The organism is Parabacteroides sp. AM58-2XD, from assembly GCF_003463685.1.
GTDB lineage: Bacteria > Bacteroidota > Bacteroidia > Bacteroidales > Tannerellaceae > Parabacteroides > Parabacteroides segnis.
In genome coordinates this window covers 35,473-60,174 of record NZ_QSDP01000007.1, presented here as the reverse complement: position 1 = coordinate 60,174, position 24,702 = coordinate 35,473, and the positions used below count along the sequence as shown (strand labels likewise).

The window sequence follows — 24,702 nt, the reverse complement described above, 5'->3', positions numbered from 1 at the left end:
CAATATCTGAATTGCAAACAAATTAATTGAATAACTTATATGGATAATATGTGTAAGAAATGTATCTCTCTCCTGGCTGTATCCTTGACGCTTTTCGGTTGTACGACCGAAAAGACATGGGATTTCCGGACCGATTATTTCAGTATCGGCATTAATGACAAGGGGTATATCACGAGTATGAAGAATACGACTGTCTCCCCGAACCGCGAGTTCAGTCCTGCCGACAAACCCTCTCCGTTGCTGTCGCTCTATGACAGTGAAAAGAAAGTGTATTATACGCCCCAAAAGGCCGTTTATAATGCAGAGGCTGATTGTTTTACCCTTGAATACCCGAACGGTTCGGTAGCAACGATAACCCTGCAACCGGCCGATAAATATTTCAAACTGACCCTGAACAGTCTCGAGCCCCGGAATGGCATCGACTGCATCCAATGGGGTTCCTATTATACCAATATCGACAACCTGTTGGGCGAAATCATCGGAGTGGCCCGCGATACCAGCGATGTAGTCAATTACAGCATCGGTATGCTTGCCCTCAACGACAATACCATTGGCGGTACCGCTGATATAGAAGGGGATGCGGCTCCATTCCAATATATCATTCATACGCCCGACGCGAAACGTTTCCCGTTGCCGGATAGCCTGCATGAAGGACAGGTGTTTACACTGGGCGGAAACGGTATCAGCGACGTCGCTTTCTATGCCAATAAAGAACCTTATTACCGCATCATGTACGGAAATGCCGCGATGGTCGATAGCCTGGGACGTATCTTTTTGAATTATCAGCGCGCGACCGTACGAAAAGTCGTCAGGTTCATTATTCCCTGATACCTAATATGCCGGCCAATATTCCGAACCATATCGATGTGGAACCGATTCCGGGAGTCGATTTTATCGGTTCTTCCATCGCCTTGTGGGGAAGTCCCGACAGCACGGCTTTGATGGACGTGATACAGAATATCGTCCTGTCCGAAGGACTGCCTCATCCGACTGTCAATGGAAAATGGATTAAAGATCCAGCCGCCTATTCGCCCGATGTTATGACCAGCGGAAACCAGTACGACAGCATCATTTCCTATACCGCCAAACTCGGTTTCCCGGCTATCCATGCCTACGACCAGGGTTTCTTGCGTCCCGACCGTGCCAATGAAGGTTATCTGGACGGCAGGAACCAGGAAAAGAAACCTTTCCGCTTTCACTCGGGTAACAAATCCCACCGTGAATTTGCCGACATGGCGGCCGCGAAAGGTATCATGCTGGGACGTGTCAATATAACGAATTCACTGGCACCGGGCACGAAGGATGCCAGCCCTGTCCCGAGCGATAGCCTGTGTTATCAGCAGAAACGCATCTTGATGAAAGACCTTTCCCCCGAAGATACCGTTATCATTGTGGACGATCCTACCTATCTGGAAGAAATAGCCAGCTGGGAAGGACATTGTGAAAATCTGAACATGGTAAAGATCGGCGGCGAACTGATTCATTACTTGGGTGTCTCCGAAACGGCCCCTTATACCTTGAAGAATGTGACCAGAGGCTATTGGGGAACCAAGCCAACCGCACATAAAGCGAATGATACCGTCTATAAATTGCAGGTAACCATCAATTACGGTTACGAAGGCATTATCCCGAATCTGGCCCTCCAGGACAAGATCGCCGAATATTATGCCGATGTATCCCATCTGTGCGGTTTGACCCTTTACGACTTCGACGGGCAGGAATTCCTGTTCAATAACGGTCACGGTTACTATTCCGCCAAACGCTTCTTCCGGAAAATGTTCGGTCGGGCGAAAGAGTTGGGAGTACCCTATATCCGTTTCTCCGGTGCCACTCTGTCGGAAGGTTCGTGGCATTACCAAAGTGTCTGGAATGTCGGTGGCGGACGTAACCTCTATGACATCGATACCCGCGAGTGGGGCAGTGCCACCAGTCAGGGAAAAGACTTGCGCGATGTTACTTATTCCAATTATTACCCGGTCTCTTTCGGTGGAAACTTTGCCATTAAAGATACCTCTACCGTTGAGCAGTATGAGCATGTTCAGGCAATCTCGGTCGGTTACGGGGCCACTTACTTCTTGGCGATCAACCAGAAAGATGTGGAAAGTTGTCCGCAGAAAGATCAGATATTTGCTGCGATCCGCACCTGGGAAGATGCCCGCCATGCCAACGCTTTCCCCCGTGCGATAAAGAAACTCCTGCGCGACCCGTCTTACGACTGGCGGTTGGAAGCTGGCACAGACGGTAACAGTTGGACGCTTCACCGGCTTGTCGATGGAAAAAGTGTGGAAACCTTTGACCTGAAACGGGCGAAAGGTTATTAAAATAGCACAGTAGTGTCACTAAGGATAGCATTATAGTGTTACATATAGTAGCTCTATAGTGCTGTGCATGGTGGCACTATTGTGTTATTTATCGTTTGAATCTTGAATCTTTTTAAATAATAATCTATGTATATTTCTTCATCATCTTTTAGCTATCGTCTGTTAAGCGGCTTGCTTTTCTGCCTGCTGATTGCCTGCCGGAATGAGGCAGGCAGTAATAATCAATATGTGAATAAATGGATTGGGACCGGTTTGGAAGGAAGGGTGGCTCCTGTAGCGTCTGTTCCGTTCGGGATGATGCAGATAGGAGCGGATACGCGTCCGTATGGTGCCGGCTATCATTATGACGATCCTTCTATCCTGGGCTTCAGCCATCTGCATAAAAGTGGCGGAGGATGTGCCGATTTTCTGGATATCTTATTTATGCCCTTACCTTTGAATAGCGGTATGACGGACGAAGAACTTTATTCAAAACAGTATCAGGCGGTATTATCCCATAAAGACGAGAAGGCCGAACCCGGATATTATTCTGTCGGTTTATATGATAAACAATTGACGGTTGAACTGACGGCTTCCCGACGCTGTGGCCTACAGCGGTATACGTATGCCTCTGAAGGTGAGATACCGGTGATTGTCGATTTAAAATATGGCTCGGAAAGTGCTTGTACCATACAAAGCGAGCATGATGTCGATACGGTGTATGCGTCGGCTTTTGAATGGATTGATCCGTATACCGTTCGTGGATATCGTTGCTCGAACGGATGGACGCCGGGGCAACAGGTTTATTTTTATTCCACCTTTTCTTCCCCTATTAAAGAGTGCGTTTTATATGTCGACGACCGGCGAATGGAAGGGATGACTTCGGCGGAAGGAACGAACATAAAGGCTTTATTGATTTTTGAGAGTAATACGGGCGAATTGGAGGTCCGGACGGCACTCTCTTCGGTGGATACACAGGGGGCTGCCAAGAATCTTTGGGCAGAGACAAAAAATAAAACATTTGATGCCATCCGCGAAGAGGCCGCCGGCAAGTGGCACGATGTGTTAGGACAGATAGAAATCGAAACGACAGACCGTAAGAAGAAAGAACTGTTTTATACTTCTTTACATAATGTGATGCTGTATCCGTTTTTATTTTCTGATGTGGATCATTGTTTCAGGGGACCGGATTGGCAGGTTCATCAGACGGACGGGTTCGATTATTACGGGGGAGTCATCGGTTTTTGGGATACGTTCCGGGCGGCCTGCCCGCTTCTTTCGGTGCTTCATCCGGAGGTGGCCGAAGACTATGTAAAAACGTTGTTGGAGCATTACAAATATGCCGGACAGTTGCCTATCTGGACGTTGTGGGGCATTGAGAATTATCAAATGACCGGAATACATTCGCTTCCCGTAATTACCAATGCTTATTTGAACGGTATTATCGGTTTCGATACGGAACTGGCTCTCAAAGCAATGACCGAATCGGCGATGAAGGATACATGCGGGTATTCGATGGGGTATTTCGTCGGATTGGAAAATTATAGGAAATACGGTTACGTCCCTTGTGATATGGAAATGGAATCGGTGGCCCGCACACTCGAATATGCTTTCGACGATAGGGCGTTGGCACGTTTTGCCGAACAGATAGGAAGAAGCGAAGAGGCCGCTTATTTCAATGAACAGTCTTTCAATTATAAAAATGTATTTGATACTGATATTTGCTTTGTCAGGGGAAAGACAAAAGAGGGTAAATGGCGTACACCTTTTGCTCCGTTGGCATCTTCGCATCGTAAGGATGATTATTGCGAGGGGAATGCCTGGCAGTGGTCTTTCTTTGTTCCTCACGATGTGGAAGGGTTGGCGGCTTTGATGGGCGGAAAGGAACGGCTGGCTGCCCGCCTGGATTCGCTTTTCACAATGTCTTCTGCATTGGAGGGCGACGATGTATCCGGTGATATCTCCGGCCTGATCGGACAATATGCCCATGGCAACGAACCCGGTCATCATACGATTTATATGTATAATAAAGTGGGGCAGCCATATAAAACCCAGAAGTATGTCAATCAGGTACTGACAACCTTGTATAATAATACGCCGGATGGCATATGCGGGAATGAAGATACGGGGCAGATGAGTGCCTGGTATGTCTTTAGTGCCTTAGGTTTCTATCCGATGGACCCGGTTTCCGGCCAATATGAGTTGGGAGCTCCTTTGTTTGAATATGCAAAGATCAAACTGCCTTCGGGTACGGATTTTATTATAAAGGCCAGGAATCTATCCGATAGCAATATCTATGTCGATAAAGTCTTTTTGAACGGGGAGGAATTGAAGCGAACCTATATTACTTTCGAAGAAGTATTGCAGGGAGGAGAACTGGTATTCGAAATGAAGGGAGAAGATATGATATAGATGTTGTTATGTATACAATAAATATGTGCGTTTTTATTGTTTATATGATTGATAGTCTGTATATTTGTGGCTGTAGATGCTTGAAAAACATAATAATAAGATGTAATTTGTACAAGAAGTATGAAAAGTTTGTTGCTAACCTTTTTGATTGCACCGTTATTGATCGGTTGCCAGGATACTCATCTGATAAAGGCAAAGATTGCCCAGTCCCCGAAAACCTTTTGTAACCCGGTCAACCTCAACTACCGGTTTATGAAAATAGATGGAGGTGAGGGGATTCGCGAAGCTGCCGACCCTGTTGTGGTGTCGTTTAAAGACAAATATTACCTGTTTGCCTCTAAGTCATCCGGCTACTGGTATTCCGAGGATTTTACAGATTGGAAACATGTCTTCATCACCGATTCCGTGTTGCCGATAGAGGATTATGCACCGGGGCTTTTTATACATAAAGACCATCTCTATTATGTCGGTTCTACGCATGGAAAAGGCATGTTGTACCGTTCGGCTGCACCGGAAACGGGAGAGTGGGAACCGGTGAAGGAAATCTGGTCTTACTGGGACCCCGCTTTTTATGTGGAAGGGGATAATCTCTATATGTACTACGGCTGTTCGCCCGTAGACCCTATCTATGCACAGGTTTTGGACCTGAACACCCTGGAGGCCCGGACAGAAGTGATTACTTGTTTCAACAGTAATAAAGAAGAATATGGCTGGGAACGGACAGGCGAACACAACGAATTGCCCCGCCGCCCTTATATCGAAGGAGCCTGGATGACGGCTCATCAGGGGAAATATTATTTACAATATGCCGCTCCCGGAACCGAATGGAAATCGTATGCCGACGGAACGTATGTCAGCGACTCTCCCTCGGGCCCTTTTACCTATATGGAAAACAGTCCGGTCTCTTATAAGCCGACAGGCTTTATCGGGGGAGCCGGGCATGGTTGTATGTTTACCGTAGGCAACGAAAACTACTGGAAGGCGGCGACCAATTCTATTTCCGTCCGGCATATGTTCGAACGGCGTGTCTCTTTCTATCCGGCTGGTTTCGACAAAGACGGCTATCTCTATACGGATACTTATCTCGGTGACTATCCGATGTTTTTACCTACGGGAAAAAGACAGGCTTCCGGCAGCAACCAACCCGGTTGGATGCTGCTTTCTTACGGCAAGACGGTTACTGCTTCCTCTACGCTGGATGGTTTTCCGGCAGGGAACATCGTGGATGAGGATTCGCGTACGGCCTGGGTTGCCGCTACCAACAACGATACGGAATGGTTGCAGGTGGATTTGCAACATCTTTCGTCTGTCAATGCCATTCAGGTCAATTTCGATGAATATGGGGCCAAACAGAAGGGCTTCGTTCCGGGTGTTTACCAGAGTTATGTGATTTATGCCTCGGTGAATGGGGAGGACTGGTATCCGGTAGTGGATTACAGCACGAAAAAGACGGATACCCCGCACGATTATATCGAGTTTGAAGAACCGTTTAAAGCCCGCTATATCAAACTACAGAATAAGGAATATACCGTATCGTCCAACCTCTCGGTCCGCGATTTGAGGATATTCGGTAACGGCTTGGGCAGCAAACCCCGTCCGGTGAACGGCTTTACGGTTAAGCGGAATGAAGAAGACCCGTGTAAAGTCAGCCTGGCCTGGAACGAAGTGCCGCATGCCCAGGGGTATATTGTCCGTTATGGCATTGCCGAAGACAAGCTATATAGTAATTTCCAGGTGATGGGAGAGACTTCGCTGGAGATCGGCAGCCTGAATAAAGGAGTTACTTATTATTTCACGATAGATACTTATAACGAAAACGGTATTACCCGGACCGAACAGGTGGAGGTCTGCCGTTAATCCATTTAAGAAACAATAGATCAGAGAAATGAAAAGATTGATTTTTACAGTGATGTTATTACTCCCCTGCCTCTGGCTGGGTGCCCAGTCACAGCGGGAGAGAGAGTTGTTGAATCAGGATTGGCTTTTTGCTAAAGGGCATGCGGCCAATCCGGAGAAGGATTTTAATTACGGGCAGGCATTGTCGTTCTCTAAGATTGCCTTTTTGCAGGAGTCGACTATGCTGGATGCAGACCAGGAATCACGTTTGGCTATTCCTCATACGCAACGGTTTGACGATAGCAAGTGGGAGAAGATCTCTTTGCCTCATGACTGGGGGATGGCTTTGGGATATAGTCAAGAGCAATTCAAGATGAAAGGATACCGCAAGTTGGGCGGACGTGCACCCGAAAACAGTGTGGGCTGGTATCGGAAACGGTTTACTCCCAAGTTGGTAAAAGGGGATCGGTATACGCTGGAGTTTGAGGGTATCTTCCGTGATGCACAGGTATGGATGAACGGTGTCTATTTAGGACGCGGTGAGAGCGGTTATGTACCTTTGGTCTTCGATGTAACGGAATGCCTGAATTATGAAAAGGATGCGGAAAATGTGATTTCCGTCCGTGTAGATGCGACTCATTCCGAATTATGGTCGTACGAAGGTGCCGGCATTTATCGGAATGTATGGTTGACTCGCACGGCTCCTGTGCATATTCCGCAATGGGGGACGTTTGTCACCAGCGAAGTGGATCTGCAAAAGAAGGAAGCCCGTGTGAAGGCACAGATAGAAGTGACGAACCAAAGTGGTAAATCGGTCGATCTTATTGTGCAAAACAGTATAATCGACTGTCAAGGGAAAGAAGTAAACAAATCTGGTACAACCCTTACCGTACCCTCGTTGGAAACGAAAGAGGTGGAAACATACATGGATGTACGGCAGGTTGACTTATGGTCGTTGAAGACTCCGACGCTTTATACGTTGCATACTGATATTTTGTTGGATGGGGCAGTGGTCGATAGCTACGATACCTCTTTCGGTATCCGTGACATCCGTTTCGATGCCAACGAAGGTTTCTTCCTCAATGGCGAACGAGTACAGATTCAGGGGGTATGCTGCCACCAAGACCATGCCGGTGTGGGGATTGCTGTTCCGGACCAGCTGAATGCGTGGCGAATCGCCCGTCTGAAAGAGTATGGAGTAAATGCATACCGCGCTTCCCATAATCCTCCGACGGAATCTGTCTTGAATGCTTGCGACACGCTGGGTATGCTGGTCATGGATGAACTGCGTGTATTGAGCTCCAGTGATGAAGGTCTGAGCCAGCTGAAGACAATCATTCGTCGCGACAGGAATCATCCGTCTGTTATCATTTGGTGTTTGGGAAACGAAGAACCTGCCATACAGGGAACAGAGAAGGGGCGTATGATTGTTGAGCGCATGAAAGCCGTTCAGCGCAAACTGGATCCTACTCGTCCGTGCACGGCTGCCATGAACGGTAGTTGGGGGGAAGGTTTTACCTATGCCGTAGATGTACAAGGTTCTAATTATTATAAAATAGGCAATATCGACGCAGTTCATGAAAAGTTCCCGAATCTGCCTTGTATCTTCACCGAAGAGGCAAGTACGGTGATGACGCGTGGTATTTATGAGACTGATGCGAAGAAGGGTTTCCATCAGGCTTACGATCGTGATGTTCCGGGATGGGGAGCACGTGCACAGGAATGGATGCGTTATGTCGATGCACGCAAGTTTGTTGCCGGTGCTTTCGTATGGACCGGATTCGATTATGGAGGCGAGGCGCAGTTACATTTCTGGCCGGGTGTAGTTTCTCATTTCGGCATATTAGACTATTGCGGCTTCCCGAAAGATGCATTCTGGTATTACAAGGCTTGGTGGACGGAAGAACCGGTGTTGCATGTGCTTCCTCATTGGAATGGAATCGGTACGGATTCGGTCGATGTACATCTGTATACCAATATGGATGAGGTGGAATTGTTCCTGAATGGCAAAAGCCTGGGTAAAAAGACGGTTGAAAAGTTCGATATTCCTGCTTGGCGTGTTAAATATACCCCGGGTAAGCTGTTGGCCAAAGGGAAGAAGAACGGAAAGAAATACACCGAGTTGGTGGAAACTACCGGAAATCCGGCTTCCCTGCAACTGGTCAGTGAAAACGGTACTTCTATCCAGGGTGATGGTAACGACGTTGCTATCATTACCGTAAAAGTGTTGGATGCCAAAGGACGTGTAGTACCTACTGCTGAAAACGGAATTCATTTCGATGTCCGTAACGGCAAGATTCTGGGAGTGGGTAATGGTAATCCTTGTAGTCAGGAACCGGATGTCTTCCCTGCCGGAAGCGATGTACACCGGAATGCATTTAACGGCTATGCCCAGGTACTTGTCACCAGTGACCGTTCCGGACAACCGATCGAATTGACTGCTGTATCGGAAGGGTTGAAAGAGAGTAAGATTATTGTAGAAGTAACCAAATAAAATAGGCAATCACATGAAAAGCAAACTGAAAAGTATCGTGTTACTGGCCGCTCTCTCTATGGGCGGCCTGACGGCACAAACGTACGACTATCCGTTTCGTAATCCGGACCTTCCGTTGGATGTCCGGGTACAGGATATCATTTCCCGTCTGACGCTGGAAGAAAAAGTCCAGTTGATGAAACATGCCGCCCCGGCTGTTCCCCGTTTGGGTATTCCTGCTTATAACTGGTGGAACGAAGCGTTGCATGGCGTGGCTCGTACGAAGGAAAAGGTGACTGTTTTCCCGCAGGCGATCGGTATGGCTGCCACCTTCGACACGGAAGCTCTTCAAAAGATGGGAGATATGACCTCTTCGGAAGGACGCGCCCTGTTCAATGAAGACCTGAAAGCAGGCAAGACCGGCGAAATCTATCGTGGACTGACTTATTGGACTCCGAATATCAATATCTTCCGTGATCCCCGCTGGGGACGTGGACAGGAAACCTATGGCGAGGACCCGTACCTGACAGCCAAAATGGGTTCGGCGATCGTCCACGGCCTGGAAGGAAATAATCCGGAGTATCTGAAATCGGTGGCTTGTGCTAAACATTATGCCGTACACAGCGGTCCTGAACACAACCGCCATTCTTATGACGCCCGTGTTTCCATGTATGACCTTTGGGATACTTACTTGCCCGCTTTCCGGGAACTGGTGACTAAAGCGAAGGTACATGGTGTGATGTGCGCCTATAACCGTTTCGAAGGAACTCCCTGTTGCGGGCATAACGAGTTATTACAGGATATTCTTCGTAACCAGTGGAAGTTCGATGGATATGTGACGTCCGACTGCTGGGCGGTCAGTGATTTTGCCAAGTATCATAAAACACATAGCAACGATACGGAAGCCGTAGCCGATGCCGTTCTGAACGGTACAGACCTTGAATGCGGTAATCTTTATCAGAAATTGCAGCAAGGGGTGGAGAAAGGCTTGATCTCCGAGAAAGATATCAATGTATCTTTGGCTCGCCTGTTCGAAATCCAGTTTAAGCTGGGTATGTACGATCCTGCTGACTGCGTGCCTTATGCATCTATTGGTCGTGAAGTGATCGAATGTGATGCCCACAAAAAGCATGCCTATGAGATGGCGCAGAAATCAATGGTGTTATTGAAGAATAATAAGAATATCCTGCCGTTGAATGCCTCCAAGATCAAACGTATCGCCCTGATCGGTCCGAATATGGATAATGGCAGCACGCTGTTGGCTAACTATTTTGGTACGCCGAGCGAAATCATTACCCCGTATAAGAGTTTGCAGAAACGCTTTGGTAACAGTATTCAGATCGATACGCTGACAGGTGTCGGTATTGTTCAGAAACTCGAAGGTGCTCCTTCTTTTGCCCAGGTGGCTGCTCAGGCGAAAAAAGCAGACATTATCATTTTCGTGGGTGGTATCAGCGCTGATTACGAAGCGAAGCCGGTGATGCCGGAGCTGCCGGTTACGGTGGGTTTGCCAGCGGTGACCGTACAACGATGAAACTGCCTCCCGTGCAGACCGAACTGATGAAGGAACTGAAAAAGACGGGCCGTCCGCTAATCCTGGTCAATATGTCCGGTTCCGTGATGAGCTTCGACTGGGAGAGCCGCAATGCCGATGCGATCCTGCAAGCCTGGTACGGCGGACAAGCTGCCGGCGATGCCATTACCGATGTTCTCTTTGGCGACTATAACCCGGCCGGCCGTATGCCGTTGACTACCTATATGAATGACGAGGATCTTCCGGATTTCGAGGATTATTCGATGGCAAACCGTACGTATCGTTATTTCAAAGGCGATGTAAGATATCCGTTCGGCTATGGCTTGAGTTATACTACCTTCGGGTATGCTCCTTTGCAGAATGCCTCCACCGTCAAGACCGGAGAAAGCATTCAGGTAACCACAATCGTAACGAACACCGGAAAGCGTGCCGGCGACGAAGTGGTTCAGTTGTATGTATCCCATCCGCAGAACGGCAACACCCGTGTCCCCTTACGTGCCCTGAAAGGTTTCAAACGTATTCATCTGGATACAGGTGAAAGCCGGCAGGTAACCTTCACCCTTTCTCCCGAAGAACTGTCTTTGGTGGATGAAAAGGGTAACCAGGTCGAGAAAGAAGGCACAGTCGAATTATATATCGGCGGCGGCCAGCCTTATAAATCGGAAGGTAGCTTCGGGGAACTGAAGATTGAAGGGGAGAAATATGTAGTTTATTAATTTCTATTGCATATCACAACTGTGCTCCTTTCATATCACAGTTGGATTCCGTTTGTTTCACAGATGGATTTCTTTTGTATCACAGCTGTGATATGCAAAAAGAATCAGATGTAAATAACAAGGGAAAGCAGGCAAACAGCACTGCCTCCCTTGTAATAACCAATAACCGAAAGGGAGATAGAACACTCCGGTATACGAGCTTGCAGGCGATTGATCCGTTTTCATATCTGTTGGGATCAATTACTGCAAGCTTTGTTATTTTTATCCCGATATTGATTGTATAATTATTTATTTACTTATTTTTGCGCGGGGATATAAGGAGATGAGACATCCGCTTTTTACTATTATATACAGAGAAAAAACTATATTGCTATGATTATTAACGAGAGTACATTCAAAGATGCATATAATGATTATTTTGAAATTATATGCCGCTTCCTGAATTATTATACCCGTGATTATCAGGTGATAGAAGAAGTTGTGCAGGATGTCTTTGTAAACCTTTGGGAAGATTATGAAGGAAAGGACGTTCAGTACATCAAGACCTTTCTTTATAATAGTGCCCGTAATCGTATGTTGAACTACCTGCGTGATGAAGAAAACCACAATGTCTTGTTAGAGAAATGGGCCCGCATCGAGTTGGAGAAGAACGAATCCATAGATTGTGTTGACCGGGAGTTATTCTATCAACTATTGCAAGCCGCCGTTGAGTCTTTGCCGGAGAAATGTAGAGAAATATTCATCTTGAGCCGCGAAGAGCAACTAAGCTATAAAGAAATAGCACAAGTAAAAGATATATCCGTAAAGACTGTTGAAAATCAGATGGGGATAGCACTTAAAAAGATCCGGGAGTATCTGGCTGCACACTCTGATGAAACCATTGCCCTTCTCTTCCTTTTACTGAAACTGACAGAAGAATAAAAAAATATTCATATCCTTTTGGGGGTTTTGTCCCTGCCCATGTGTCTACTGAATAAAATAGCAGAACATGGATAAAAAACAGATACCTTACGAACTATTGGCGAAATACCTCTCCCGGCAATGTACGACCGAAGAGCAGGAACAGGTTATCCGCTGGCTTGATGAAGAGCCAGGACATCACCTTTTACTGGATAAGTTAAGAAAGCAGTGGGAAGCTGTCCGTTTGGACACTTCTGCTTATGTGATACCGGATAAGAAAATGGTTTGGGGAAAGATACAGGACCGTATCCGACATAAAGTGAAACTGGTTCCGTTGTATTCACGTTCCCTGTTGATCCGCGTCTCTTCCGTTGCGGCTGTCGTAGCGTTGGTTCTGGGTTTTGCTTTGTCTTCTCTGATCAATAACCCGGAAAAATCCTGGCAGGCTACTCAGTTTGAAAATGTGATAATAGCTCCTCCCGGACAAAAAACACAGCTTGTCTTGCCCGACGGGACGCTTGTCTGGTTGAATTCCGGTTCCCGTTTATCTTATAATTATCAATATAGTACATACGACCGTGTCGTCAATCTGGAAGGAGAGGCATTCTTTGATGTAAAGAAAGATACTCAATATCCATTTATTGTGAAAGCCGGGGAAGTAGATGTCAAAGTGCATGGCACGGCCTTCAATGTCAGTACCTATGCGGATGAAGAAAATATTATGGTTGCCCTGCTTCGTGGTAAAGTAAGTCTGTTATCGGCTACTGGCCAGAATTTGTTGACTTATTTATCTCCTAATCAGGAAGCTATAGTTTCTAAGAAGAATTTGTCTTGTCGGGTTGAATCCTGTGATGCGGAAATCGAAGCCAGTTGGCGGCATAACCTGTTAAAGTTTGATGGTGCTCCAGTGGAAGAAGTATGGAAGAAATTGGAGCGTTGGTATGGAGTGGATATTACATTATCTAATGTGGATACCCTTAAGTCTTATTGGTTTACAATTAAGACGGAATCATTGACGGAATTATTAGAGATGATCAATAAGATATCTCCGATAGAGTATAAACTGAACGGAAAGGAGGTGACGATCAGATATAAATAGAGAGTCTTTTATCAGACGTGTTTTGCCTTATGCGTAAAAGGCACAGAGACCCCTAATCTCCATGCCTTTTGAAATATATATACCTGTACTTTTATCCTGCCGAAAATTAGACAGAATAACTAATTGATATATAAAGGCAAAGATATAATATATTTTATAATCTTAAAGCTATTACATAATGTTTAAATTAAGAAGGAAGTTAATTCCGTTATTACTTGCGTTATTTATATTCAATTCTACTTATGCCCAAAGTGAAAAAATTGATTTATCAATAAAGAATGAATCGCTTCGGCAGTTAATTAAACAGATAGAAACAAAAACTGATTATTCCTTTATGTTGGATCAGACAGTAGATCAGTCACAAAAGGTATCAGTGGAGGCTCGCCAGGAAAGTCTGGATGCTATTTTGAAAAAAGCCTTTGCGGGAAAACAAATCAGCTATGAAGTGGTAGGGAAACAGATTATTCTGAAGATATCGCGTAACAGTCAAAGTAGTCAATCCCGAAAAATTAGTGGTACAGTCAAGGATCAGAATGGGGAATCTGTTATCGGAGCGAATGTCTCTGTAAAAGGAACGACAATTGGAACCATCACTGATATTGATGGAAATTTTATCTTGGAAGTGCCGGAGAATGTGGTAATTCAAATTTCCTATATAGGATATATTACCCAGGAGATCAGTTTGGGAAACAAAGAACATTTGAATGTTCTGTTGAAAGAAGATTTACAATCTTTGGATGAGATCGTTGTGATCGGTTACGGAACAACTAAAAGAAAAGATTTTACAGGTTCTGTATCTTCCGTCAAGCTGGAGAATTCTCCGATTTCTTTGGCGACAAATACAAATGCATTGGAATCCCTGAAAGGAAATGTGACCGGACTTGATATTGGTGCTACAAATACGGCAGGGGGAACTCCTTCTATGCAGATTCGCGGACAGAATTCCATATCTGGTTCAAACGATCCGTTGGTGGTAGTAGATGGAGTTATATTTATGGGAAGTGTTAATGATATTAACCCTAATGATATAGCTTCTTATGATGTCCTGAAGGATGCTACTTCAGCTGCTGCATATGGTTCCCGTTCTGCTAACGGAGTAATTATTATTACAACTAAAAAAGGTAAGCAAGGCAAGCCGGTCATCCATTTTAATGCAAAAGGAAGCATGCAGTCGTGGCATCTTAAACCGGAACTGATGAATGGCGAACAGTGGCTTGATGCAACTTCTGCGGCAAACGGATATTCTGATTATAGTTTTTTGGTTCCTCAGGAAGAACTGAATTTGAATTCAGGGAAAGAAATCAATTGGCTGGATGAAATCTCACGGACAGGATGGACCCAGGATTACCAGGCTGCTGTATCCGGAGCAGGGGATAGAATGAATTACTATTTGTCTGCTTCTTATACTGAGAGTGGTGGCGTGATAAAAGGAGATGATTATGAACGTGTTTCTGTATTAGCTAAGATAGATACCGATATTACAAGTTGGCTGCAGATCGGTCTTGATGCTGCATATACCCGAACAGATTATTCCGGCCTTGGTGCTAATATCTGGTCTGCTACAATATTATCTCCGTATGCAATGATGTACAGACCGAATGGGATGCTTGAAGCTATACCTGACGGTACACGTGGTAGAGGTAATCCTTTGTGGGGGATCGATGATGAGTCGAAGAAAGAAAATGTAGACTTTCGTGATAATCTTCGTGCAAATGCATATGCCGTAGTTAAATGCCCATGGATTTCCGGTTTAAGTTACCGTTTCAATTATGCAGGAAATCTTAATTACAGGAAGTCCGGTGACTTTACGCATGAGTCATACAATGTTCCGGTCGGATCGTATGATGATGATTCGCGTTACTCTGTTGCAACTCAAAATAGTTATTTAAGTAGTGCCGGAGGTAGTATGGCAAACGAAAGAACAACCAGTTATGTGATTGATAATATTTTAAATTATAACCAGGTATTTGGAAAACATAGCGTTGATCTGACAGCTGTAGCGACTCGTGACTATCAGAAGTATGAATCTCAGACTTTGTCGGGTAGTGACTTTGCATCGAACGGGAATACGGCTTTAGGGTTGAACGGCCTTCATTACGCTTCTACACAGAAAATTTCTTTGAATAACTGGAAAAGAACGAATATCGGATATTTTGGACGAGCATCTTATTCGTTTGACGACACTTATTATATGACAGCATCTTATAGGAGAGACGGTTCGTCTGTTTTTGGTGCAAATAACAAATGGGGTAATTTCTGGGCCATAGGAACAGCCTGGCGTATCACCAATGAACCGTTTATAAAAGGTGTGGCTTTTCTGGATGATATGAAGATAAAACTTTCATGGGGTAAAAACGGGAATCAGGGTTTAACACAATATTCCACATTGTCACAGGTTGCAACCGGCCATTCCGGGGGAATATATTATCCTTTTGGTAATTCTGGAAAACCGTCATACGGTATTAACCAGAGTACTATCGGTAATTCAGACTTGGGATGGGAAACAACCGAAGCATGGAATATGGGATTTGAATCAACCTGGTTGAATAGCCGTTTGTTTGTCGATGTAGATGTTTATTTCTCTAAAACATATGACCAGATCTTCTCCCGGTCGATTCCTGTTATGACGGGATTTGCAAGTATGTATTCTTCTATGGGAGAAGTCAAAAACAGAGGTGTGGAAGCTACTGTACGGACTGTCAATATTCAGAATAAGGAATTTAACTGGACTACGGGACTAACATTCTGGTTGAACCGTAATAAGTTGGTTCATCTGTATGGTGAGGATCTTGATGGTGATGGAAAGGAAGATGATGATATTGGAAATGGCCTGTTTATAGGGGAGTCGATACATTCTATTTTCGGATATGAACAGGATGGAATTGTTCAGACGGATGATACTGAATATATGAAAGCCAATGGTGTTTCTGCCGGAACTCCTAAGTATGTGGATAAAAACAACGATGGAGTGATTAATGAAAAAGATCGTTCTATCATAGGGAATAAAGCTCCTAATTTCAAACTAAACTTAAGTAACACTTTGCAATATAAAAACTGGGAATTATATGTTATGATTGCCGGTGTATTCGGAGGTAACGGTTATTATCAGGCCGGAAATACGAACGCTTATATAACAGGCGGGGATAGAAAGTGGTTTGCCTCCAACGGTCTGTATATTCCTTATTGGACAGAGGCGAATCCGAGTAACAAATATCCGTCTGCAACTTTTACAGGAGATAGCTATTTCCTGGGATTACAAAGCCGAGCTTATGTTCGTTTGCAGGATGTAACACTTTCATATACATTCAACCAACCATGGGTGAAGAATATGGGAATTAATAATTTTAAAATGTTCATTACAGGGAAAAACCTGGCAACGATTACCGGCTGGGACGGTGGTGATCCGGAAACCGGTAGCACTGCATTGAGTCAGACATATCCGATAATGACGAACGTTTCTTTGGGTTTGAATTTAAGTTTCTAAATTTTACTTTATAAAACAATGGAAAGAACATATATATATAAAACGTTATTGCTATTAATGACAATCTTTACTGTCGTTGGTTGTGATGATAATAAATTTCTGGAAGAAGATCCTGAAACATTTTACACAATCGACAATGTATTTACTACCTCCGAACAGGTAGATCAAGTACTTACTACTTGCTATATCAAAGTACATAATATATATTGTCCTTATAATAACTTTGGGGAATTGAATTTGTGGTCGTATGGAATGGGAAACGGAACTGATGTGCTGGATGTACCGACTATACGTTATTCTTACCGGTTTAATGATTACAGTATAATTAATTCGGAATATGGGGTATTCAAAGATACATATGCCGCATTTTATTATCTGATTAATGCTGCCAATACCGCCATTTATGCCACAAATTTAGAGCATATAATGTGGAATTCGGAATCCGACAAAGCTATATCATTGCTCAGGCCCGATTCTTCAGAGCTTTTGCTTACAGAAATTTAGGAGAACTATTTGGAGGAGTTCCGTTGGTAACAGAAATAACTTCTACTCCTAAATATGATTATAAACGTTCGACACGTATGGAGACCTATCAATATGCTATCGATGAAATGGAAGATATCATAAACGATTTGCCTGTTACGACAGCGGAAGCCGGACGTTTGGTAAGGGCGGCTGTTCAGCATAATCTTTGCCAATTGTACATTGATAAGGGAGTGTTGCTGGAAGCGGAAGGCGGTGATGCTGCCAGTGCATATAATAAGGCTATTTCGTATGCCAATGATGTTATAGATTCCGGTACTTACAGTCTTATGACAGAGCGCTTCGGTGCACGTAAAAATGAAGGTCCGGAGTTCTATTATGCAACTTCGGCAGTAGAACAGACTGCTGACCGGACTTATTCATCAGCAGGTTATCCTATAGAAGGAAATGTTTATTGGGATCTTTTCCAGGTAGGAAATCAGGATTATCAGGATGGGAACACTGAAGCTATATGGTGTACTCAATCAGATTATGAGGTATATAAGTCCGACGGAAGTTTGGCTTGTTTGGATTACCCTGCTATTTATGGACCTGTTTTCAGAGATCAGGGAGGAGCGCATATCGGTGGTCAGATGGAAGACGTCGGGGGTTTTGGTTGTAGCCAGGTAACTCCTACTCCTTATTCTCGTGATGGTGTTTATGAAGGAAAATGGGGTGAAGATATACGTAATTCGGAGGCTGTTTTACGCCGTGTCTTTTTGGGAAATATAAAAACATCCGAATACTATGGAAAACAGATTCCATGGGATGTTCTTTATAAAAAAGATCAAAATGGTAAATATGACGATGGTGCTTACACCTTGATATATCCGATATCATGTAAAATAGGTCCTGATTTTTATACATTGGCGGCTGATGGTAGGGTATTGCGCAGCATTTTCCGTGATGATTATCTGATACGTTTACCCGAAACCATTTTATTGCGTGCCGAGGCTAAATTGAGAGTCGGAGACAAGTCTGGTGCCGCATCTGACATAAACATGTTACGTTCACGGGCAAAATGTAGTTACCTGGTGACTGCTAATGATGTTAGTCTTGATTTGATCCTTGACGAGAGAACCCGTGAATTGATGTATGAAGAGAGTCGTTGGAATACTCTGCTTCGCATGGGAGGAACAGTTGCTGCCGATCGTATAAAAAAATATTCATATTGGGACTATCCGAGATTAACATTGACAAAACCCTTTAATCTTTGGCCTATTCCTCAAACGGTTATTGATACGAATAAAGATGTAGTACTGGAACAAAATCCCGGTTGGTAATAATCTTGTCGTCATTTAAAGACAAGAATAAATTAGTAAAGAGGTTTCCCGTGGTAAAAAGGGAAGCCTCTTTATATGACCAGATGTTTATGATTTCGAATAAAATACAAAATAATAATTTATTTATGAGGAAGATAGTCGTTCTTCAAATAGTTGCTTTTTACCTTTTTTCCTGTCTGGTAACTTATGCTCAGTCACAAAGATATAAGGGATATCCGAAAAAAGATACGGATATCTTTTCTGAATTTGCCAACCTCCGAAGGGATATGGAAACGTTCCTTTTTATTGGTGGAATGGTGATAGTTTGAATAAGGAAAGAATGAAAGAACAGCTTGACATTTTATCTGCATCTGCGACAGATGGTTTTGCTGTAAGTTATATACACATGGACCCTGAAGTGGATGTTGGGGAAATGAAAGACGGATATGGACTTTCCGGAAAAACAGAAGCAGGAAAGCCTAAGGTGTTCTCCGGAGATTGGTGGAATTTCTGGAATTGGTTTGCCAAAGAATGTTCCCGGAAAAACATCGGTTTAGGTATGGATGATTATACCATAGGATGGATTGGCAATGGATATTATACGGATGAGTTGTTGAAAGAAGAAAAATTTCAGAATTATCAAGGTGACTTGGAGATTGTGTCTGATTCTGTTCGGGGAGGGACCACTTTTATTCATGACATTCCGGAAAGATTGGTCGGTGCTGTTGCCTGGCCAGGGAAAATAGATCTGACAGAATATATATCAGGCGGAAAACTTTTGTGGAGAGCTCCGGAAGGGAAAGACTATAAAGTATATATTCTTTCAACGAAAAAAAGTCATTTGTTGCATCCGGATATCGGAAGAGAATATGTGAACGTGTATTTCGATCGTTTTGAAAAGAATATGGGAGATGCAGCTTCGGGGGGGATGAACTATTTTTTTCAGGATGAATTGTCTTATCCTATTAAAATAGGGTCCTGGTCGGAGGACTTTAAGGAAGAATTTGAAAAAAGGAAAGGGTATGATATCACACTTTATCTTCCTGCTTTGAAAGAAAGTATCGGAGATATAACGCCAAAGATACGTTTGGATTATTGTGATGTATTAATGGATTTGGCGGAAGAACGCTTTTTTCAGCCCATTTATAATTGGCATGCTTCACGCGGTTTGATTTATGGAAGCGATAATTTTGGACGTGGAATGGAACCATTGGCATATATTGATTATTTCAGGGCTAATTCTTGGTACACAGCTCCGGGGAATGATGCTCCATCGACCGGCTCTAGTTTTTTGCAAACGAAAGTATCCAGTTCAATAGCTCATTTATATGAACGTCCGCGAACATGGCTTGAGGCTTTTCATAGTATGGGATGGGGAAGTACGGGCTCATGGCTGACCAAACAAATGGACCATCATTTTATGGCAGGTGGAAATTTAGTCTGTATGCATGGATTATATTATTCCACACATGGTGGTTGGTGGGAATGGGCTCCGCCTTGTTTTCATTTTAGAATGCCTTATTGGCCACATATGAAACAATGGCTTCAATATACAGAGAGATTGAGTTTTCTGATGAGTCAAGGTACTCATGTCTGTGATATAGCCTTGATGTATCCTACGGAATCGATGCAGGCCTATCCGGATGCTAACACAAAGATTGCGTTTGAACAGGCAATGAAACTTAGTAATTCCGGTTTGGATTATGATTTTATGGATTACAGGTCCTTGCAAAAATCAAAAGTAGAGAACGGCTGTTTGAATATCTCGGGAGAAAAGTATCGTATATTGATTTTGGCAGATATGAAAGCGATGCATTATTCTTCTTTATTAAAAATACGGGACTTTTATCGTTCGGGAGGGATAATAATAGCAACAGGCGAGTTGCCGAAGGCCAGTACCTGTATGGGAGAAAACGATTCGAAAGCGGATGCAATAATCCGGGAAGTATTCGGTGCGACATCCCTGGAAGTTTCTCAAGGAAAGAAAGTAAAGAAACAGGTTCATGATTCGGGGGGAGTAGGATTGTATATGTCGGAGGATAAGGTGTCGGAGCAGATAAAATCTTTGATTGTTCCGGATTTTATATCAGGTACCGGAGAAGGGAAGGTTTTACATAGATATGTGGGAGAACGTGATGTCTATATGGTTATGGACGTGCCTGAAGGTACAGAATGTTTTTTCAGAGCTACGGGTAAAGTTGAACTTTGGAATGCTTCTGACGGAACAATCTCCGATTATCCGGTTGTTCGCCAAACAAAAGAAGGAACATGGCTCCGATTGGATAAAGAGTCGGATAATTCGTATTTGTTTGTCTTTTCAAAAGGAACACCCATTGTAATGCCTGAAGGCAAAAAGGAATCGAAGTTGATATACCGATCCTTAATTACAGGTTTGTGGGAGACGGAATTGTTGCCGACATTAGATAATAAATGGGGGGATTATCGTTTTCCGGCTTCGGATGTTATCGGTGCTGAGGCGCGTTCTTTTAAACATCGACCGGCTGCTTTTTCTCCTCAAAACTGGATGTCGACAGATTTCGATGATTCGGAATGGCCTGAAAGTGTGTATGGGTTTGGACCTCAATTTGTCACAGAATGTACGTCCACGGATATCCCGTTGGATAATGTGTTACAAGGAAATGAATCGTCAGGAGATATGTTGGAGTTTTCATGGCAGTATGGTGTTTTTGACAATCCGGGATCACAAGGATGGCATGGTTTGAAAGGTAAAGTCAGCGACGGCTTTTTCATTTTGGACCAGGGAGCGCATCAAATATACAAAAGTAAAGTCTATGTCCCTGTAACAGGCTCATATAGGATCGAAATAGATGGTGTTCAACCTGATTCTCTTTTGATCGACCAGAAGCCTGCGAATGAAAATGTCTGGTTGGAAGAAGGATGGCATCCATGTACTGTAGCATATGCAAATACAGAGAAAGGTAAATTCAAGTTTCAGAAAGGTACGTATCGGGATTTTAGAAAGAGAAGTTCCGTTGTATTTTTCCCTGCATCATCCGTTACCCCGGCAAAGCCGTCTTCATACGACAAAATAATTTCTACACGCTGGGCTTTAGGAGATCATTTGTTGTATGATCCTTACGGAGGAGAGAATCTTACTTGGAATTATCGTTTTAATTCTGTTCCGGGAATGCAGGAAATGAACATGATGATAGCCGGAAGCGATTTGAAAGTATGGTTTAATGGGAAAGCAATAGAAAAAGGGAATATCCGATTTCTATCTGAAGATTCTTCGGGGATGAGAAAGTATCGGGTAATCTTTCCTGAGACCCGGAAGAAAGTTGGCCTGGTCGCTTTTTCGATCAAACGAAAACCCGGTTATCAGGGGACTGGTGTGATTTGTGAACCCGTTAAAATAAAAACAGGGAAAGGGCTTTTGGATGCCGGTAATTGGTCGGAGACCGGAGCCTTGAAATATTATTCAGGTGGAATGTATTACAGAAAGCAGATAACAATACCAAAAGCCGAAGCATCCGGTAAAGTCATTCTGGACCTGGGCAATGTAAATGCTTCCTGTGAGGTAAAAGTTAATGGTAAAGAGGTGGGCATACTGATGAGACCGCCATACAAAGTTGAGATAGGCAAGTATGTTAAACAAGGTGATAACCAATTGGAAGTCTTAGTTTATAGCACATTGTCGAATCATTATCAGACGATTCCGACTCCATATAGGGGAGATGGGGTTGCCGGACTTTTAGGCCCTGTCTCGTTGAGTATATGTGAATAATCAGAGAGCTTGTTATTATTGTAAAAGCAATAATAATCCACACAATAAGCAGCTATTTGCTATTTTTTATAGCGATAGCTGCTTTTATATTTGTGTTTGAAATGAAGAGACACATAAATCCCTTAGCGGAGCACAATTTATTTACAAATGAAGAAGATTTTAATACTATCCCTGTCCGTATTGAGTACACTCTTATTTTCTGCTTGTACGGATCAAGCTAATCAGCCGGAAAGTCAGGCAGAAAATATCATAGGAAAACACACCATCCGCTTTACGGAACCTCCTAAACGTATACCCGCACCGCATTCGGTCGATGCACCTTTGTTGGGGAATGGTTTTACCGGGGTAGCCTTGTCGGGAACACCGGAGTCGCAGGTCTTTTATGTCGCCAGGAATGATTTCTGGAGACTGAAGTCTGCTTTGGACGAATCATTTCCTCTTGTCCTGGGTAAGATAGAACTGGATATCCCTCAATTGAAAGATGCCTCCTATCTGGTGGAACAGCAGCTATATGATGCCGTATCGACCGCCCGTTTTACCAAAGGGGATATTTCCGTTTCCTACAAAGCCTTTGTTCCTGCCACGGAAGATATGCTGATAGTGGATTTGAATATGGAAGGGAATGGTTCTGTGGAAGGTACTGCCGGCATATCTTTCTTGGGAAAAGAAGAACAGATTAATAAACCGCCTCTTGAACGGATATTCCCCGATGTCAGGGAGCATGAGACGAAACCGAATGGTGTCGAGTATCTGTCCCGTGCCTTTGTAGACTCTGTCGATATACCGACTAAAGGTGCTATGGCGTTACGGGTAAGCGGATCTACGGATGGCAAATTTACCCTGGAACCGGGAAAAACGGTCCGTTTGGTGTGTGCCTTCTCCAGCAATTTCAAGAGTGACGATTGTGTGGCTACTGTCATAAAAAAAGTGGAAGACTTTACTCCGGCACGACAGGCTGAGATAGAGAAAAGCCATAAAGAATGGTGGCGGAACTATTGGGAAAAATCGTATGTCAGCATACCGGATAGTGTAATTGAAAAACAATATTATCTCTCTCTTTACGGTATGGGTGCCTGTAGCCGGGATATGGATTTCCCACCCTCTATTTTTGGTACCTGGATCACGAAAGAACGTCCTTACTGGAATGGGGACTATCATCTGAACTATAACCATATGGCCCCTTATTATGCGCTTTACTCAGCCAACAGGATCGAGCAGGCTGATCCCTATATTTCCTCTATGCTAGCACAGATAGAGAGAGGAAACTATTACTCGGAGAAAGTCACCGGTATTCCGGGAGGTATTTTGCTGCCTGTAGGTGCGGGACCTTTGGGTGTTGAGACGACTCGCAGGACTCCGTTCATGGATACCTATTATTATGACTGGATTAAAAGCGGAAATATAGAAGACGAAGGTATGTTCTGGGGACAAAAAAGCAACTCTGCCTATGCTGTCGTTAATATGTCTATGCAGTTTTATCATACCTGGGATGAAGCCTATACCCGGAAAGTGTATCCTTTCGTAAAAGGGGTTGCCACCTTTTGGGAGAATTACCTGACACGTGAAGGTGACCGCTATGTCATTTATAATGATGCGATCCATGAAGGTACGGTCGGGACGATGAATCCTATTCTTTCATTAGGACTGGTGCGGATGGTGATGCAGACCGTTTCTGACATGAGCGCTCTTTTAGGAGTCGATGAGGAAAAGAGAACGCAGTGGCAGTTTATCAACAAGCATCTTTCCGATTATCCGTTGCAGGAGCGAAACGGTAAGACAGTCTTCCGGTATACGGAAAAAGGTTGCGATTGGTGGGACGGAAACACACTGGGAATCCAGCATATTTATCCGGCAGGCCAGATCGGTCTGAATAGTGATCCCAAGTTACTGGAGGTCGCTTATAACACAGTCGATGAAATGCAACGTTGGTTGGATTCTAATGGAAGTAACAGCTTTTTCCCGGCAGCCGTGCGGATCGGTTATAAGCCGGATAGCATCCTGGTTCATTTGAACACTTATTCAAAACATACCTACCCGAATGGCTTCCAGTTAAATAACCCGCATGGTATTGAAAACTGGAGCACGGTACCCAATACAATCAACGAAATGCTCTGTATGGGACATCAGGATATTGTCCGTGTCTTTCCTGTATGGCCCCGCGGTAAGGATGCCTCGTTCCATCAGATCCGGGTAGAAGGTGCCTTTTTGGTTTCCGGCGAACAGAAAGGCGGAGCAGTCACATCTTTGACTCTTGTCAGTGAGAAAGGCCGCGATTTAACTTTGCAGAATCCGTGGAAAGGTAAGAAAGTTGAGATTACAGACCCGGTTGCCGGTAAGAGAACCGTGGACGGTGATTTTATAAAAATGAAGACAGAACCCGGTCAGACGTACCGGTTTACAATGGCCGAATGAAATTAAG

At 44.1% G+C, this 24,702-nt stretch carries 14 protein-coding genes; all 14 read left to right on the top strand.

Going from position 1 to position 24,702, the window contains the following annotated elements; genetic code table 11:
* Positions 1-39 precede the first annotated feature (39 nt).
* Complete coding sequence (locus tag DXA15_RS25845) at positions 40-828, top strand: hypothetical protein (protein WP_233566747.1); 789 nt, start codon at positions 40-42, stop codon at positions 826-828.
* Positions 829-836: 8 nt separating this feature from the next.
* On the top strand, positions 837-2,321 hold the full coding sequence (locus tag DXA15_RS02995; protein ID WP_233566743.1) for a hypothetical protein: 1,485 nt from the start codon (positions 837-839) through the stop codon (positions 2,319-2,321).
* A gap of 126 nt (positions 2,322-2,447) precedes the next feature.
* Complete coding sequence (locus tag DXA15_RS02990; protein ID WP_128133078.1) at positions 2,448-4,712, top strand: GH92 family glycosyl hydrolase; 2,265 nt, start codon at positions 2,448-2,450, stop codon at positions 4,710-4,712.
* Positions 4,713-4,832: 120 nt separating this feature from the next.
* Complete coding sequence (locus DXA15_RS02985) at positions 4,833-6,569, top strand: discoidin domain-containing protein (RefSeq protein ID WP_128133077.1); 1,737 nt, start codon at positions 4,833-4,835, stop codon at positions 6,567-6,569.
* A 28-nt stretch (positions 6,570-6,597) separates the two neighbouring features.
* A complete protein-coding gene (gene galA, locus DXA15_RS02980; RefSeq protein ID WP_128133076.1) occupies positions 6,598-9,042 on the top strand; it encodes a beta-galactosidase GalA in 2,445 nt (814 codons plus the stop codon).
* A gap of 13 nt (positions 9,043-9,055) precedes the next feature.
* Positions 9,056-10,555: a glycoside hydrolase family 3 N-terminal domain-containing protein gene (locus DXA15_RS02975; RefSeq protein ID WP_255419913.1), complete on the top strand. Its 1,500-nt coding sequence runs from the start codon at positions 9,056-9,058 to the stop codon at positions 10,553-10,555.
* The gene (locus DXA15_RS27505; protein WP_255419912.1) at positions 10,552-11,271 is read left to right on the top strand and encodes a glycoside hydrolase family 3 C-terminal domain-containing protein; all 720 of its coding nucleotides are present in this window, start codon (positions 10,552-10,554) and stop codon (positions 11,269-11,271) included. The genes DXA15_RS02975 and DXA15_RS27505 overlap by 4 nt, the downstream gene beginning before the upstream one ends.
* Positions 11,272-11,643: 372 nt before the next feature.
* Entirely contained in the window at positions 11,644-12,192 is a 549-nt protein-coding gene (locus tag DXA15_RS02970) for an RNA polymerase sigma-70 factor (protein ID WP_010802056.1), read from the top strand.
* Positions 12,193-12,259: 67 nt separating this feature from the next.
* Positions 12,260-13,270, top strand: a complete 1,011-nt coding sequence (locus DXA15_RS02965; RefSeq protein ID WP_128133075.1) for a FecR family protein — start codon at positions 12,260-12,262, stop codon at positions 13,268-13,270.
* A 334-nt stretch (positions 13,271-13,604) separates the two neighbouring features.
* Positions 13,605-16,754: a TonB-dependent receptor gene (locus DXA15_RS02960; protein ID WP_233566742.1), complete on the top strand. Its 3,150-nt coding sequence runs from the start codon at positions 13,605-13,607 to the stop codon at positions 16,752-16,754.
* Between the two features lie 18 nt (positions 16,755-16,772).
* Complete coding sequence (locus DXA15_RS25835) at positions 16,773-17,258, top strand: hypothetical protein (protein ID WP_233566740.1); 486 nt, start codon at positions 16,773-16,775, stop codon at positions 17,256-17,258.
* On the top strand, positions 17,183-18,559 hold the full coding sequence (locus DXA15_RS02955) for a RagB/SusD family nutrient uptake outer membrane protein (protein ID WP_233566733.1): 1,377 nt from the start codon (positions 17,183-17,185) through the stop codon (positions 18,557-18,559). The genes DXA15_RS25835 and DXA15_RS02955 overlap by 76 nt, the downstream gene beginning before the upstream one ends.
* Positions 18,560-18,878: 319 nt before the next feature.
* Positions 18,879-22,283: a glycosyl hydrolase gene (locus tag DXA15_RS02950; protein ID WP_233566732.1), complete on the top strand. Its 3,405-nt coding sequence runs from the start codon at positions 18,879-18,881 to the stop codon at positions 22,281-22,283.
* 147 nt (positions 22,284-22,430) lie between these two features.
* Complete coding sequence (locus tag DXA15_RS02945) at positions 22,431-24,695, top strand: hypothetical protein (RefSeq protein WP_128133073.1); 2,265 nt, start codon at positions 22,431-22,433, stop codon at positions 24,693-24,695.
* Positions 24,696-24,702 lie beyond the last annotated feature (7 nt).